Below are 14,612 nucleotides of genomic sequence, written 5' to 3'. Positions count from 1 at the left end.
GCTATGCTAAAAATGTCCTGTGACAAGAAACGTAGTCCTGCTTACGAGAATAAGGAAATGAAAATGCGCCATTCCGCTCTGTTTTTAGCGCTGCCTTGCGCTCTGATGCTCAGCGCCTGCACCACTCCCGTCACTCCGGCGTTCAAGGATATTGGCTCGCGCAGCGGACCCTGTGTGCAAGGCGGCCCCGACGCCGTCGCGCAGCAATTTTACGACTATCGCATCGCGCATCGCAGCCAGGGGTTAAACGATCTTAGCGCCCTGCGCCCTTACTTAAGCGATTCGCTTTATGAACAGTTGCAGAGCGCAAGCCGTGAGAACCAACCGCAAAATGCTTTCCTGCGCAGCGACCCTTTCACCAGCCGCACCGACGCCGCGCAAACCGCGAAGATCGACAGCGCTTCCCGCATCCCCAATACCGATGCGCGCAATATTCCGCTGCGCGTGGTTTTCAACCAGGGGAGCCAGCAATGGCGGGATGAAGTGCTGATGATCCGCGAAGGCCAGTGCTGGGCGGTAGATGACGTTCGCTATTTGGGCGGCGCCGTACATGCCCCTTCCGGCACGCTGCGCCAGTCGCTGGAGCATCGTTAAGCGGCCTGCGGGGGCGGACAGAGGTTCATGTAAATAGTCTGGCTTAGCGCCGTTACGCCGACATTTATCCTTGCCTCCTACCCGCCCCGCTATTTTGTGCTAAGTTTAAAGCGGTTATCTGGATGATTTTAAGTTTTAACGCACAAATATTGCATAACTATTCTGCTGGCGATACTATTCGCGGTCTCAATTGCTATTCAACTGCTACGCATGAGTATTCAACTAAACGGCATTAATTGTTATTACGGCGCTCATCAGGCGCTGTTTGATATCACCCTCGATTGTCCGCAGGGCGAAACGCTGGTGCTGCTTGGTCCAAGCGGCGCGGGCAAAAGCTCGCTGCTGCGCGTACTCAACCTGCTTGAGATGCCGCGTTCCGGCCAACTCAACATCGCGGGCAACCGGTTCGACTTCTCAAAGGCCCCTGGCGATAAAGCGATTCGCGAGCTGCGTCAGAATGTGGGCATGGTTTTCCAGCAATATAACCTCTGGCCGCACCTGACCGTGTTGCAGAACCTCATCGAAGCGCCCTGCCGCGTATTGGGCTTAAGCAAAGAAGAGGCGCGCAAGCGCGCCGACAAGCTGCTTGAGCGGTTGCGCCTGACGCCATACGTTGATCGTTATCCGCTGCATCTCTCCGGCGGTCAGCAGCAACGCGTGGCCATTGCCCGCGCGCTGATGATGGAGCCGCAGGTTTTACTGTTTGACGAACCTACCGCGGCGCTGGACCCGGAGATCACCGCGCAAATCGTCAGCATTATTCGCGAGCTGTCGCAAACCGGCATTACTCAGGTGATTGTGACGCACGAAGTGGAAGTGGCGCGCAAAACCGCCAGCCGCGTGGTCTATATGGAAAATGGCCATATCATTGAACAGGGGGATGCGAGTTGCTTCACCCACCCGCAGACCGATGCGTTTAAACACTACTTATCTCACTGATGCAGATCGGGAAAATGACAATGAAAAAAGTATTACTTGCCGCGCTGCTTGCCAGCGTCAGCCTTTCCGCCACCGCAGCACAGACCATTCGTTTCGCGACCGAAGCTTCCTATCCTCCGTTTGAGTCGATGGACGCCAGCAATAAAATCGTCGGTTTCGACGTGGATCTGGCGAACGCGCTCTGCAAAGAGATTGACGCTACCTGCACCTTTACCAACCAGGCATTCGACAGCCTGATCCCGAGCCTGAAGTTTAAACGCTTCGACGCGGTGATGGCGGGGATGGATATTACCCCAGAGCGCCAGAAGCAGGTGCTGTTCACCACCCCGTATTATGACAACTCTGCGCTGTTCATCGGCCAGCAGGGTAAATTTACCAGCCTTGAACAGCTGAAAGGCAAGCGCGTGGGCGTGCAGAACGGCACGACTCACCAGAAATACATCAACGACAAACACCCGGAAATTACTACCGTGCCGTATGACAGCTACCAGAACGCGAAGCTGGATTTGCAAAACGGCCGTATCGACGCGGTGTTTGGCGACACGGCCGTCGTTACCGAATGGCTGAAAGCGAACCCGAAACTGGCCGCCGTGGGCGACAAAGTGACGGATAAAGCTTATTTCGGCACCGGTCTTGGCATCGCGGTACGTCAGGGCAACACCGACCTGCAGCAGAAATTCAATACTGCGCTGGAAAAGGTGAAGAAAGACGGCACCTACGACGCCATCTACAAAAAATGGTTCCAGAAGTAATCGCCTGAATGAACGATATGTTTCCTTTAGCAAGCGCCGCCGGGATGACCGTCGGCCTTGCCGTTTGCGCGCTTATCATCGGCCTCGTGCTGGCGATGATTTTCGCCGTCTGGGAGTCGGCGAAATGGCGGCCGGTGGCCTGGATAGCCACCGCGCTGGTGACCATTTTGCGCGGCCTGCCGGAAATTCTGGTGGTGCTGTTTATCTATTTCGGCTCCTCCCAACTGCTGCTCCTGCTCTCCGATGGTTTCAACATTAACCTCGGGTTTGCGCAAATTCCGGTGCAGATGCAGATTGAGAATTTCGACGTCAGCCCGTTCCTGTGCGGCGTTATCGCCCTCTCCCTGCTCTATTCGGCTTATGCTTCGCAGACCCTGCGCGGCGCGCTTAAAGCGGTGCCGGTCGGCCAGTGGGAATCGGGGCAGGCGCTGGGATTGTCTAAAACCGCGATTTTCTTTCGCCTGGTGATGCCGCAGATGTGGCGCCACGCGCTGCCTGGCCTCGGCAACCAGTGGCTGGTGCTGCTGAAAGATACCGCACTGGTGTCGCTGATTAGCGTTAACGACCTGATGCTGCAAACCAAAAGCATCGCCACCCGCACCCAGGAGCCTTTTACCTGGTACATTATCGCAGCGGCGATTTACCTGGTTATTACGCTTATCAGCCAGTATGTGCTCAGGCATATCGATCGTCGCGCCACGCGTTTTGAACGGAGACCAGGCTAATGCTGGATTATTTACCTGAGCTCCTCAAAGGGCTGCATACCAGCCTGACGCTGACCGCGGCCTCTATTGTCGTCGCGCTGCTGCTTTCGCTTATCTTCACCATCATCCTGACGTTGAAAACGCCGGTACTTGTGTGGATTGTGCGCGGCTACATTACGCTTTTTACCGGCACGCCGCTGCTGGTGCAGATCTTCCTGATTTACTACGGACCGGGGCAATTTCCTTCATTGCAGAATTACCCGGCGCTGTGGCATTTGCTCTCCGAGCCCTGGCTGTGCGCGCTGATTGCGCTTTCGCTCAACTCGGCGGCCTATACCACGCAGCTGTTTTACGGAGCGATCCGCGCGATTCCCGAAGGCCAGTGGCAATCCTGCGGGGCGCTGGGGATGAGCAAGAAAGACACGCTCGCTATTTTACTGCCCTATGCGTTCAAGCGCGCGCTCTCGTCTTATTCCAACGAAGTGGTGCTGGTGTTTAAGAGCACTTCGCTCGCTTACACCATCACGCTGATGGAAGTGATGGGCCACGGGCAACTGCTGTACGGACGCACCTACGACGTGATGGTGTTCGGCGCGGCGGGTGTTATCTACCTCATCGTCAACGGCCTGCTGACGCTGCTGATGCGCCTGGTTGAACGCCGCGCGCTGGCGTTTGAACGCCGCAGTTAACCCCCTTTCAGCAGAAGGGGGCTGCCGTTGGCTGCGCCGTGTCCTTTCCTGACGTTCTGGCGGGTAGCGCTTCGCTTACCCGCCCCACTCAAAGCTCGTTTATCCCCAGACCCGCCTTAGCGAAGCCCCCATCTTCCCCCTCTCTCGTCCAGGAAGAGGGGTTGCATGTAAAATAATTATACATTTTTATTGCATATAAATTCATTAAATGGCATGGTGTTTTCACGCCGGGCAAACGGTGACATAAAACAAGATTGACAGACGGGAGCTTCACGATGAAAAAACTCATTCTGGCCGCCATGCTCGCTGGCGCCGCATTCCACGCCGCTGCGGCAGAAAAAATCAGCTTCGGTTCTTCCGCGACCTATCCTCCTTTTGAGTCGCTGGATGCGAACAACCAGATTGTCGGATTTGATATCGATCTGGCGAAAGCATTATGCAAACAAATGCAGGCAGAATGCACGTTTACCAACCACGCTTTCGACAGCCTGATCCCGTCGCTGAAATTTAAAAAATATGACGCCGTGATTTCGGGTATGGATATTACGCCGGAGCGCCAGAAGCAGGTCGCGTTTACCGCCCCTTATTACGCTAACTCCGCCGTGGTTATCGCCAAAAAAGGCGCCTATAAGTCCTTTGCCGACCTGAAAGGCAAGCGCATCGGCATGGAAAACGGCACCACGCACCAGAAATACCTGCAGGATAAGCACCCGGAAGTGAAAACCGTGGCGTATGACAGCTACCAGAATGCGATTATCGACCTGAAAAACGGTCGCCTGGATGGGGTGTTTGGCGATACCGCTGTGGTAAACGAATGGCTGAAGAACAACCCGCAGCTTGGCACCGCGACCGACAAAGTGACCGACCCGCAATATTTCGGCACCGGCCTTGGCATTGCGGTACGCCCGGATAACGTGGCGCTGCTGAAGAAACTGAACGACGCGCTGGCCGCCATTAAAGCGGACGGCACGTATCAGAAAATCAGCGACCAGTGGTTCCCGCAGTAACGATAACCACGCATGGTAAGGCCCGCGCTACGCGGGCCTTTATTTTTCCCGCAGAAACAGCATCAGCGCTTGCGCCAGCGCTTCGGGGGCTTCCTCCGCCATATGGTGCCCGCTCGGGATAGCCCCGCCCCGCACATCGTCAGCCCAGTTTCGCCAGATAGCCAGCACATCGCCATAGAGATCGACCAGGTCGTCTTTTTCCGACCACAGGCAGAGCGTCGGGCAGCGGATTTTACGTCCCGCTGCGCGGTCCGCCGCCTCATGCTCACGGTCAACCGTTAATCCGGCGCGGTAATCCTCAAGCATGCCGTGCACCGTTGCCGGGTCATGGATGGCGCGGTGAAAATCGGCGTACTCGGCGTCATTCATTTGCGCTGGCCGCCCGCCATACCAGGCGTCCGGGTCGGCCAGAATGGCCCGCTCCGGTTTATCCTTTTGCGCGAAGAAAAACCAGTGGTACCACTGTCGGGCGAACTTTTCGTTGCAGCGCTCCAGCGCCTCCAGAATCGGCACGCTGTCCAGCACCGCAAGGCGCGTGATGATGTGGGGAAAATCGAGCGCCGCGCGGTACGCGGTGTAGCTGCCCCGGTCATGGCCGACAATGGCGAAACGCGGGAAGCCCAGCGCTTGCATCAGTTCAACGCAGTCCTGCGCTTTGGCTCGTTTCGCGGAGCCGGCGTGATCGCGCGTATCAACAGGCACAGAAGACTGTCCGAAGCCGCGCAGATCGGGGCAAACCACGGTGAACTGCTTCGCCAACAGCGGCGCGACCTTCGACCAGGTCATATGGGTGCGCGGATGCCCGTGCAGCAGCAATACCGGCGGGCCGTTGCCGCCGTAGCGTACGTTCAGCGTGGCGTGGTTAACGGCTATCTTTTCATGTATGAATCCTTCGAACATCCCCTGCCCTCTTCGCAACGCATCTGCATTGAGTATAGGCGTCAGCGCGCCTGGTTTTTGCGGTACTGGAGCGGCGTTTCCCCAAGCTTCTTGCGAAAGCAACTGATGAAATAGGTGGTATCGGAGAAGCCCACCCGGGCGGCAATTTCCGCCACGCTATACGAATGATGGCGCAGCAGTTCGCACGCTTTGCGCAGCCGAAAGCTGGTCAGATAATCATGGATTTTTTCACCGGTCTCCTGCTGAAAGCGCCGGGAGAGATAGCTGCGCGAGCGTTGCAGCTCGGCCGCCGCCTCGGCCAGATCGAATTTGCGCGCATAGTTCTCCTCAATCCAGTACATCACATGGGTTGCGAGCATGTTGCTGCCCTGCGGCGGCGAAGCGGGCTTTTCCGGCAGCAGGCTGAGCAGATGCAGCACAAAGCAGGCAATGTGCTCATGCTCGCCGCCGCCCCGGGAGAGCAGCGGATCGTAGAGCGCGAAAAGGGGCTCAAGTTGCGCAGGCGAGGCGGAGAAATCAAACACCGCCGCCTTCGCGCCGCGCTGGCTAAGGCGCTCAAGCTTAGCCTGACGCAGGGGAAAAGCGGCAATCAGCCTGAGCGCCGCATGGTGGTCAAGGTGAATCACCGTGCGCCGGTAGCGCTCGCGTTCGCTCTCCTCAACCATCACTTTGTGCAGCGACATCGGCGGAAAAATAAACAGCCGGCCCGGTCGCATTGTGTATTGCTGATTATCCACCATGACCACGCCGTACCCCTCCTCCACGAACAGCAGTTCAAGGCAAGGATGCCAGTGATGATAGCGAATAGAGTTCGCGTAGAGCCTGCTGAAAGAGATCAGGCTGTCGTTCAGGGCGACCGCCTCCAGCAGTGATTTTTCGCAGTGGATTTTCACAAAACGCTCCGTTTGCACAGGACAACAGATTTCAACTTTTAGCCGAATGCCACGACTTATAAACCACAGTTTTAAATTTTTTCAAACGCTGTCTTATGCAATACGCGACCCTGTGACGCAGCTAACATTTAGCCCCCACTCCGCTTACCTATTCTTTCACCCATTCTGCCGGTGCCTGCCGGTGCAAGGAGGTGAACCATGGCCGTTGAGAAACAGCATACTAATCCGCTCGCCAGCCGCGAGGACGTGGCGACACTGTTGAAATCATTGCTAAAACCGCTGAACGGGCAGTTAGAGCCGGGCGAAAGCGGCATCACGCTCGGGACGACCTGCGCCCATTACGGACCGGATATCGCGCGCATGGAGGGGTTATCGCGCGCGCTGTGGGGGCTGTTTCCGCTCATGGCCGCCGGCGAAGGCGCGCAGGAGAGCGAAAAATACCTGGCGGCGATCCGCGCCGGTACGGACCCGCAGCACCCCGGTTACTGGGGCGCGACCGGGCCATACGATCAGCGGCTGGTGGAGATGGCGGTCTATGGCCTGGGCCTGGCGCTGCTGCAGGAAAAGCTCACCAACTGTTTTAACGAACGGGAGCGGGACAACCTCTACCGCTGGCTAAGCCAGATTGGCGATGCGCAAATGCCGGACAGCAACTGGAACTACTTCGCCATTATGGTCGAGCTGGGCTTTAAGCGCGCCGGTCTGCCCTGGCGGCGCGAGGTGATTGAGCGCCGTTTTACGAAAATGGAAGCCTATTATCTCGGCAACGGCTGGTATTCCGACGGCCCGGGGCGCCCCAAGGACTATTACATCTCCATGGCGTTTCACTTTTACGGCCTGATTTACGCCACGCTGATGAAAGATGACGATGCGGCGCGGGCGCTAACGCTTCGCGAGCGGGCGCGGCTGTTCGCCCAGGACTTTATCACTTTCTCCGATGCCGGGGGCGCCTCCATTCCCTTTGGCCGCAGCCTGACCTATCGCTTCGCCATGGCGGCGTTCTGGAGCGCGGTGGCCTTTTCGCAGCTGGAGGTTTATACGCCGGGCATTGTGAAAGGGCTGGTTTTGCGCCATCTGCGCTGGTGGCAGCAGCAGCCTGTTCTTGACCGCGACGGCATCCTGACGCTCGGCTACGCCTACCCTAACCTTGCGTTCTGCGAAGATTATAATTCGCCAGGCTCGCCTTACTGGGCGCTGAAGATCTTTCTGGTGCTGGCGTTGCCGCAGAGCCACGCTTTCTGGCAGGCGGAGGAAGAGGCGCTACCGCCGCTTCGCACGCCGCGCGCGATTAAAGAGGCGCAACAAATCGTCGTCCACAGCGAGGATTCGCGCCACGCCTGGCTTTTGACCTCCGGTCAGCTTGAGCTGAATAACTACGTGAATACCGAGGCGAAATATACAAAGTTCGCTTATTCGAGCCGCTTTGGTTTTACGATTGAGCGCGGGCGTTACGGCATTAAGCACGCCGCCTGCGATTCCATGCTGTTGTTGAGCGAGGAGGATGGCTACTACCGGGGCCGCAGAGAGTGCGACGAGGTCGTTACCGGCGAAGATCATATTTTCTCCCGCTGGTCCCCCTGGCGGGACGTGCATATCTCCACCTGGCTTGTTCCTTGCGAGGAAGGGCACGTGCGAATTCATCGCATTGAAAGCGCGCGTAAATTACAGGTCGTTGAAGGCGGCTTCGCCGTGATTTCAAGGCCCGGCGCGACGCAAATACAGCATCAGGATCGCGCCGCCATGGTTGCCGCGCCCAATGGCTACAGCGCCATTGCCGATATTTCTCCGACGCTTTGCCGCCGGCCCGAAACGGTTATTACGCCACCCAACAGCAGCATTATGTTTGCTGAGTGCGCCGCCATTCCCTGCCTTAACAATGATATTGAGCCGGGCTTAACCTGGCTGTGCTGCGCGGTGGCGGGCAGGGTTGAAGCCCCTGTTGATAGCCAGCAGGCACCGCGCCTGATTATTGAACCGCACTCGCTGCGCCTGGCGTTCGCCACCGGCAATAAGGACATTGCCTTGCCGCTTTACTCCTGAAAATAACAACATCTCTTACCCGAGGCCCTTATGAAAAATATTACCGCTGCAAACAAGACGGAATATTTCAAAATTAGCAGTTTTATCTTTCTCTATTTTTTTACCTGGTCTGCCAGTATTGGCTTATTAGCCATCTGGCTTGGCCAGAAAACCAACCTCAGCGGCTCGGTGATTGGCACCGTCTTCGCGGTTAACGGTATTTTTTCGGTGATATTAAAACCGGTCTATGGCTATATCCTCGATAAAATCGGCATGAGCAAATACCTGCTCTATTTTGTGGTGGCGATGTCCGCCCTGATGGCGCCGTTTTTTATCTATGTTTACCAGCCGCTGCTTATTTCTCACACTCTGGCGGGCATCATCGTCGGGGCGATTTATTTAAGCTTCGCCTGGTACGCGGGCGTCGCCGCCTGTGAATCCTATACCGACCGCTATAGCCGCCTGAACGGCATGGAGTTCGGCCAGATCCGCATGTGGGGGTCGCTCGGCTGGGCGGTCGCCTCGTCATTCTCCGGCCTGCTGTTTAACCTTTCGCCTGCCTATAACTTTATCCTCGGCAGCGTCGCGTCGCTGGTGATGCTCGGCGTGCTGATGAGCCTGAAGGTGAGCGTGGCGACCTCGCATGCCGCCAGTGTGCTCTCAACGCAGAAGATTGAGATTAGCGACGTCTATGCGCTACTGCGAAGCCGCAAGTTCTGGGCCTTCTGCCTGTATGTGGCTGGCGTCGCCTGGATGATGTTCATCGCCGAGCAGCAGTTCTCGCGCTACTTCGTCACCTTCTTTGACGATGTAAAGCAGGGCAACGCCGTGTTTGGCTACCTCGGCACCGTGCAGTCCGGCATGGAGTTCGTGATGTATATGGTGATCCCGGTTTTCGTGAATTACGTGGGCGCTAAAAAGGGGCTGCTGATCGTGGGGTTGGTGGTGGGCGCGCGGCTGATTATTTCCGGCCTGTGCGACTCACATCTGCTTATTTCGGTACTCAAGCCGCTCTACGGGCTGGAGATTTGTCTGCTGCTGGTTTCGGTTTTCAAATATATCGCTGAGCATTTCGATAAGCGCGTCAACGCCACCATGTATCTGCTGGGCTACCAGGCGATGCTGTATGTCGGCAACGTGGTGGTCTCTTCGCCCGCGGGCTATCTCTACGACCGCATCGGATTTGAACAGACCTACATCCTGATGGGCGCAATAGCCCTCACCTTTACGCTGATTTCCGTCTTCACCCTTTCCGCCTGCCAGAGCAAGCGCGCGGATGCCGCCCATACCGCCGCCGCGGTCAAAAACTGATTTATCAAGGAGCCTGTATGCTGCATCAGATAGCTTTTGAACCGTTAAACCACCCGCCTGCCTCGGCAAGCGATATCGTCCGGCTGCGCGATACGCTGGGGCAAACCCGCGAGGCGGTACTGGCACGCCTTCGCGCAAATCTTGCCGCCTTTGGCGATAAATTTCCTGCCGAAACCTGCGTAAATGGCTACTATCCGCTGACGGAAAACGTGGAGTGGACAACCAGCTTTTGGACCGGGCAACTGTGGCTTGCCTGGGAGATGTCTGGCGAAGAGGCGTTCCGTGAGGCGGCGCGCAGGCAGGTGCGCTCGTTCGGGCTTCGCATCGCGGGCCGCCACGATACCAACACCCACGACCTTGGTTTTCTTTATACCCTCTCCTGCGTGGCGGACTGGCGGCTGAACGCCAGCCGCGAAGCGCGCGGCTTCGCGTTGCAGGCCGCCGAGGCGCTGCTGGAGCGTTATCATCCGAAAGCGCAGATAATCCAGGCCTGGGGCGATCTGGACGACCCCGAGCAGGCAGGACGCATGATAATCGACTGCACCATGAACCTGCCGCTGCTCTACTGGGCGAGCGAACAGACCGGCGACCCCCGCTTCGCGAGCGCGGCGCGGGCGCATGTTAACCAGTCCGCGCGTTTTCTGGTGCGCCCGGACGCTTCGACCTACCACACCTACTATATGGACCGCCTCACCGGCGAGCCGCGCTTTGGCAACACGCAGCAGGGCTATGCGGACGACTCCTGCTGGTCGCGCGGCCAGGCCTGGGCTATTTACGGCTTCTTATTGAGCTTTATCTATACTGGCGACAAAGAGATGGTGAGGCTTTCGAAAAAGGTGGCGAACTATTTCCTTAACCGCCTGCCGGAAGATGGCGTTTGCCACTGGGATCTCGCGCTCCAGGGCACTGACGCGCTGCGTGATTCCTCCTCCGCCGCTATCGCCGTTTGCGGATTGCTGGAGCTGGTTAAGCACCTGCCGGTGTCCGACCCGGACCGCGCGGTATATCAGGCGTGGGCAACGCATATGCTCTCCTCGCTGAACCAGCATTATCTGGCGAAGCCCGACGACGCATGCAACGGGCTACTGAAGCATTCGGTTTACCATCTGGCGAGCGATAAAGGAGTGGATGAGTGCTGTAGCTGGGGAGATTATTTTTATGTCGAAGCGCTGATGCGCGCATCCGGAAGCTGGAAGCTGTACTGGTAGCGGCGGCAAAAGCCGGTGGCGAAGCCGCCGCCAACCCTTTGCGGGACCGGTGATTTACTCGCGCACCAGCAGCGTTAACACTTCGTAATGCGCGGTATGCGGGAACATATCGAACAGCTGCACGCGCAGGATGCGATAGCCTGCAAGCAGGGTGATATCTTTCGCCATCGTCTGCGCGTTACAGCTCGAGTACAGAATAAACGGCGGCGCCATGCGGCTTAAGTAGTCGCAAAGCTCCTCGCCGATACCGCGCCGCGGCGGGTTCACCACCACCAGATCGGGAACGCTGCCCTGCTCTGTCGCAAACCGGGTGGAATCCAGCGCCTGGAAGCGCACATCCTTCAGCCCGAGCATCCCGGCGGAGCGTGTTGCGCAGGCGATAGCCTCAGGGGCTATCTCAATCCCCGTAAGCGTCATCGCGGGCGTCGCGCAGTGCAGGCCAAAACCGCCCACGCCGCAAAAGAGATCCCACATATGCCGCACCGGCAACGCCCGCACCCAGTCGCGGGCGGTAGCATAGAGCTTACCGGCGACGTCCGGGTTGGTCTGGAAAAAGCTCTGCGGGCGGATCCAGAGCGGCACGCCATTGAAGTTTTCCGCCAGCGCCTGCTGCTCCGTCAGCCAAATCTCTTTCTCACCTTCCATTATCGCCATATGCACCGGCTGAATATTCACGGAGATAACCTTAAGCTGCGGCAGTTGCGCCTGCAGCCAGGGCAGCGCGGCGCGCAGTTGCTCAAGCCTGGCTTCCGAACGCAGCACAAAGCGCAGCATCATGCCGCCGTCCAGCGTACTTTGCGTCAGCAGCAGGTACTTTAATTCGCCACGTTTACGCGCCACGTTATAAGGGGTTAACCCGGCGCGGGCGATAAAGGGTTTCAGCACGGCGAAAACGGCATAAAACGACGCGGGATAGAGCGCGCAAGAGGTGAGATCCTCCGGCGTGCCGTCGCGGCGCAGCATGCCGAGCAGCGGTTTTTCCACGCTGCCGCTCACCACCATTTTGGCTTTATTGCGAAACGCCTCTTGCGGTCCGCTGACCGGCTCTGCCCATTCGCCCACGTGATGCTCCGCCAGCAGCTGGCGTAAGTCGTTCATTTTGGCGGTAAGCTGAGTCGCCATCGGCTGTTCAATCCAGGCGCAGGATCGGCAGCGCCCGGCATCAAAGAGTGCGCAGTGCATAGCAAAAAACCTTAAGGAAAACGCGGACCGGCGATTCTATCACGCCTGGCGGGTTACTGTAGCTGGAAAAATCGTCGGCTGGGAGAGGGAACAAAGAGCAGAAAGAGCACCAGCAGGTCCGGCAATTTTTGCATCACCAGGGAGCGGAAAATTTCCCGTTTCGACTCGCCGGCGATGCTGAAAAGCTCCGGATAGCCCCAGCCCAGAGAAGCAGCCCAGAGATAGCTGGCGGCGATAATCTGGGTTAACAGATAAACCCAGCGTCCCCAGCTGCGTCCTTTGAGAATGACAAACGCGCAGCGGAATTCCACGCAGAGCATTAGCAGACTGCCAAGGAAAATCAGGGTCAGGCTCCAGGTTTGCACGCTGCGGTGGATAAAATCCATCGTGCCGCGCAGGCCGAGCAGGTTAAAAAGCAAAAGGAGATCGACACACCGGGTGGTGATAATCGCTATCGCCGCCACCTGCACCAGCGTCGGGGCGTTCATTCTGGCATGTGAATTTCGCGGTTTGCTGAAAATGTCCAAATCTCGCCTTCCCTGTGATACAGCGCCGCGGCTCGCGCGGCGCTGGAGGCACATGATTGCAGATTTTAGGTCGCTCAGCTATGCCTTGCACGCTGGATGTCGCGCAGTCGCTGCTTTTCTGCCCGGGCCATAAAGAACCAGGCGATAAGTCCGATTATTCCGACCACGCCGAGGATAATCGACGCCAGGGCGTTGATCTCCGGATTCACCCCCATGCGAACGCTGGAGAAAACCAGCATCGGCAGTGTGGTGGCGCCGGGGCCGGAGACAAAGCTTGCGATAACCAGATCGTCCAGCGAAAGCGTAAAGGCCAGCAGCCAGCCGGAAACAATCGCCGGCATGATCATCGGCAGCGTGATGACGAAAAAAACCTTCAGCGGCGTAGCGCCAAGATCCATCGCTGCTTCCTCAATGGAACGATCCAGTTCGCGCAGGCGGGAGCTAATCACTACCGAAACATAGGCGGTACAGAATGTGACGTGCGCCAGCCAGATGGTGAGCATGCCGCGATCCGAAGGCCAGCCGATGGCGTGGCCCATCGCCACAAACAGCAGCAGCAGCGACAGACCGGTAATAACATCCGGCATCACCAGCGGCGCCGTCAGCATAAACGCGAAACCGTTTGAGCCGCGAAAGCGGCCAAACCGCACCATCACCACCGCCGCGATAGTCCCCAGCACCACCGCCATCGTCGCTGCGCAGGCGGCGATGGTCAGGCTCAGCGTCACGGCGCTTATCATCGCCGAATCCTGAAACAGCTCGCTGTACCAGCGCGTCGACCACCCCGCCCAAACCGTGACCAGCTTCGAGCTGTTAAAGGAGTAAACCACCAGCATCAGCATCGGCGCATACAGGAATGTAAAGCCGATGATGAGGATCAGGATGCGCCAGGGAGAACGCACAACAGGCAGATTATTCATGCGTGGTCCCCCATGGTTTTGTTCTGATACTTATGGAACCACATGATAGGCACGATCAGCACCACCAGCATGGTTATCGCTACCGCCGACGCCACCGGCCAGTCGCGGTTATTAAAGAACTCCTGCCAGAGCACGCGGCCAATCATAATGCTGTCCGGCCCGCCCAGCAGCTCCGGGATAACAAACTCGCCTACCGCCGGGATAAACACCAGCATAGAGCCGGCGATAATCCCGCCTTTGGTCAGCGGCACAATCACGCTGAAGAACGTTTTCAGCGGACGGGCGCCGAGATCCAGCGAGGCTTCCACCAGCGAGTAGTCGATACGCGTCAGCGCGGTGTAAATCGGCAGCACCATAAACGGCAGATAGGCGTAAACGATACCGATATAAACCGCGAGGTTGGTGTGCAGGATGGTTAACGGCTGATCGATAACGCCGAGCCACAGCAGCACGTTATTCAGAATGCCGTTCTCTTTGAGAATGCCCATCCAGGCGTAGACGCGAATAAGAAACGACGTCCACGACGGCAGGATAACCAGCAGCAGCAGGATGTTGCGCGTGGAAGGCTTGCTGTGCGCCACGGCCCAGGCGAGCGGATAACCGAGCAGCAGACAGCAAATTGTCGAAACCGCCGCCACCTGCAGCGACTGCAGGTACGCCTCATAATAAAGCGGATCGTCCGTTAACTGCAGGAAGTTGGCGAAGTTGAGCAGAATCGAAGCCTGCCCCTCTTCCCAGCTCACCAGATCCGTATAAGGAGGAATAGCGCGCGCCATCTCCGCCAGGCTGATTTTAAATACAATCAGAAACGGCAGCAGAAAGAGCAAAATTAACCACAGGTAAGGCAGCGCGATAACCAGCTTACGGCCATGGGCCATCTGCAGGCGGGCGAGCCAGAGCTTAGCGCCGCCGGGCTTCACGTCGGCGGCAGGTTCGCCGTGGCGTTCAAACGTACTACTCATTTCGC

At 57.7% G+C, this 14,612-nt stretch carries 15 protein-coding genes; 9 read left to right on the top strand and 6 right to left on the bottom strand.

Going from position 1 to position 14,612, the window contains the following annotated elements; translation table 11 throughout:
- Positions 1-63 precede the first annotated feature (63 nt).
- The 6 genes from ACU4F7_RS07375 to artJ all read left to right on the top strand — a co-directional run bounded on the left by ACU4F7_RS07375 (position 64) and on the right by artJ (position 4,685).
- Positions 64-594, top strand: coding sequence for a lipoprotein (locus ACU4F7_RS07375; protein ID WP_481638344.1), 531 nt, complete (start codon positions 64-66; stop codon positions 592-594).
- 210 nt (positions 595-804) lie between these two features.
- Positions 805-1,533 carry an arginine ABC transporter ATP-binding protein ArtP gene (gene artP / locus ACU4F7_RS07370; protein WP_029592360.1) on the top strand — a complete coding sequence of 243 codons (729 nt, stop codon included), beginning with the start codon at positions 805-807 and terminating at the stop codon, positions 1,531-1,533.
- A gap of 20 nt (positions 1,534-1,553) precedes the next feature.
- On the top strand, positions 1,554-2,285 hold the full coding sequence (artI, locus tag ACU4F7_RS07365) for an arginine ABC transporter substrate-binding protein ArtI (protein WP_024556046.1): 732 nt from the start codon (positions 1,554-1,556) through the stop codon (positions 2,283-2,285).
- An 8-nt stretch (positions 2,286-2,293) separates the two neighbouring features.
- Positions 2,294-3,010 (top strand): arginine ABC transporter permease ArtQ, encoded by a 717-nt coding sequence (gene artQ, locus ACU4F7_RS07360; protein ID WP_029592357.1) that lies wholly within the window; start codon positions 2,294-2,296, stop codon positions 3,008-3,010.
- Positions 3,010-3,678 (top strand): arginine ABC transporter permease ArtM, encoded by a 669-nt coding sequence (gene artM, locus ACU4F7_RS07355; protein ID WP_024556044.1) that lies wholly within the window; start codon positions 3,010-3,012, stop codon positions 3,676-3,678. Before artQ ends, artM begins: the two co-directional genes overlap by 1 nt.
- 275 nt (positions 3,679-3,953) lie before the next feature.
- A complete protein-coding gene (gene artJ / locus ACU4F7_RS07350) occupies positions 3,954-4,685 on the top strand; it encodes an arginine ABC transporter substrate-binding protein ArtJ (protein WP_029592356.1) in 732 nt (243 codons plus the stop codon).
- Between the two features lie 39 nt (positions 4,686-4,724).
- Here the strand turns inward: artJ and ACU4F7_RS07345 are convergent, their stop codons facing one another.
- Together ACU4F7_RS07345 and ACU4F7_RS07340 are read right to left on the bottom strand one after the other, a co-directional pair.
- Positions 4,725-5,585 carry an alpha/beta fold hydrolase gene (locus ACU4F7_RS07345; protein ID WP_481638343.1) on the bottom strand — a complete coding sequence of 287 codons (861 nt, stop codon included), beginning with the start codon at positions 5,583-5,585 and terminating at the stop codon, positions 4,725-4,727.
- Positions 5,586-5,626: 41 nt separating this feature from the next.
- Positions 5,627-6,478: a helix-turn-helix transcriptional regulator gene (locus ACU4F7_RS07340; protein ID WP_029592354.1), complete on the bottom strand. Its 852-nt coding sequence runs from the start codon at positions 6,476-6,478 to the stop codon at positions 5,627-5,629.
- A gap of 198 nt (positions 6,479-6,676) precedes the next feature.
- Between ACU4F7_RS07340 and ACU4F7_RS07335 the strand changes: the two genes are divergently transcribed.
- The 3 genes from ACU4F7_RS07335 to ACU4F7_RS07325 are packed head-to-tail and all read left to right on the top strand — an operon-like array spanning position 6,677 to position 11,016.
- Positions 6,677-8,518, top strand: coding sequence for a DUF2264 domain-containing protein (locus tag ACU4F7_RS07335; protein ID WP_481638342.1), 1,842 nt, complete (start codon positions 6,677-6,679; stop codon positions 8,516-8,518).
- Positions 8,519-8,548: 30 nt separating this feature from the next.
- A complete protein-coding gene (locus tag ACU4F7_RS07330) occupies positions 8,549-9,808 on the top strand; it encodes an oligosaccharide MFS transporter (RefSeq protein ID WP_029592352.1) in 1,260 nt (419 codons plus the stop codon).
- A gap of 17 nt (positions 9,809-9,825) precedes the next feature.
- The gene (locus tag ACU4F7_RS07325) at positions 9,826-11,016 is read left to right on the top strand and encodes a glycoside hydrolase family 88 protein (protein ID WP_481638341.1); all 1,191 of its coding nucleotides are present in this window, start codon (positions 9,826-9,828) and stop codon (positions 11,014-11,016) included.
- A 54-nt stretch (positions 11,017-11,070) separates the two neighbouring features.
- Here ACU4F7_RS07325 and rlmC read toward each other — a convergent pair whose 3' ends face one another.
- The 4 genes from rlmC to potH form a co-directional block, all read right to left on the bottom strand.
- Complete coding sequence (gene rlmC, locus ACU4F7_RS07320; protein WP_029592349.1) at positions 11,071-12,198, bottom strand: 23S rRNA (uracil(747)-C(5))-methyltransferase RlmC; 1,128 nt, start codon at positions 12,196-12,198, stop codon at positions 11,071-11,073.
- A 53-nt stretch (positions 12,199-12,251) separates the two neighbouring features.
- The gene (locus tag ACU4F7_RS07315) at positions 12,252-12,686 is read right to left on the bottom strand and encodes a YbjO family protein (protein WP_051237835.1); all 435 of its coding nucleotides are present in this window, start codon (positions 12,684-12,686) and stop codon (positions 12,252-12,254) included.
- Positions 12,687-12,799: 113 nt separating this feature from the next.
- A complete protein-coding gene (gene potI / locus ACU4F7_RS07310; RefSeq protein WP_024556039.1) occupies positions 12,800-13,645 on the bottom strand; it encodes a putrescine ABC transporter permease PotI in 846 nt (281 codons plus the stop codon).
- The gene (gene potH / locus ACU4F7_RS07305) at positions 13,642-14,607 is read right to left on the bottom strand and encodes a putrescine ABC transporter permease PotH (RefSeq protein ID WP_024556038.1); all 966 of its coding nucleotides are present in this window, start codon (positions 14,605-14,607) and stop codon (positions 13,642-13,644) included. Before potH ends, potI begins: the two co-directional genes overlap by 4 nt.
- Between the last annotated feature and the right edge of the window lie 5 nt (positions 14,608-14,612).

This window comes from Franconibacter pulveris (assembly GCF_056780215.1).
Note: the sequence above shows the minus strand (reverse complement) of the source record. Positions and strands in the feature narration are given on the sequence as shown.

Excerpts from the sequence above, each read along its gene's own strand:
- ACU4F7_RS07375 (WP_481638344.1), top strand. The coding sequence starts at position 64 with ATGCGCCATTCCGCTCTGTTTTTAGCGCTGCCTTGCGCTCTGATGCTC.
- artP (WP_029592360.1), top strand. The coding sequence starts at position 805 with ATGAGTATTCAACTAAACGGCATTAATTGTTATTACGGCGCTCATCAG.
- artI (WP_024556046.1), top strand. The coding sequence starts at position 1,554 with ATGAAAAAAGTATTACTTGCCGCGCTGCTTGCCAGCGTCAGCCTTTCC.
- artQ (WP_029592357.1), top strand. The coding sequence starts at position 2,294 with ATGAACGATATGTTTCCTTTAGCAAGCGCCGCCGGGATGACCGTCGGC.
- artM (WP_024556044.1), top strand. The coding sequence starts at position 3,010 with ATGCTGGATTATTTACCTGAGCTCCTCAAAGGGCTGCATACCAGCCTG.
- artJ (WP_029592356.1), top strand. The coding sequence starts at position 3,954 with ATGAAAAAACTCATTCTGGCCGCCATGCTCGCTGGCGCCGCATTCCAC.
- ACU4F7_RS07345 (WP_481638343.1), bottom strand. The coding sequence starts at position 5,585 with ATGTTCGAAGGATTCATACATGAAAAGATAGCCGTTAACCACGCCACG.
- ACU4F7_RS07335 (WP_481638342.1), top strand. The coding sequence starts at position 6,677 with ATGGCCGTTGAGAAACAGCATACTAATCCGCTCGCCAGCCGCGAGGAC.
- ACU4F7_RS07330 (WP_029592352.1), top strand. The coding sequence starts at position 8,549 with ATGAAAAATATTACCGCTGCAAACAAGACGGAATATTTCAAAATTAGC.
- ACU4F7_RS07325 (WP_481638341.1), top strand. The coding sequence starts at position 9,826 with ATGCTGCATCAGATAGCTTTTGAACCGTTAAACCACCCGCCTGCCTCG.
- rlmC (WP_029592349.1), bottom strand. The coding sequence starts at position 12,198 with ATGCACTGCGCACTCTTTGATGCCGGGCGCTGCCGATCCTGCGCCTGG.
- ACU4F7_RS07315 (WP_051237835.1), bottom strand. The coding sequence starts at position 12,686 with ATGAACGCCCCGACGCTGGTGCAGGTGGCGGCGATAGCGATTATCACC.
- potI (WP_024556039.1), bottom strand. The coding sequence starts at position 13,645 with ATGAATAATCTGCCTGTTGTGCGTTCTCCCTGGCGCATCCTGATCCTC.
- potH (WP_024556038.1), bottom strand. The coding sequence starts at position 14,607 with ATGAGTAGTACGTTTGAACGCCACGGCGAACCTGCCGCCGACGTGAAG.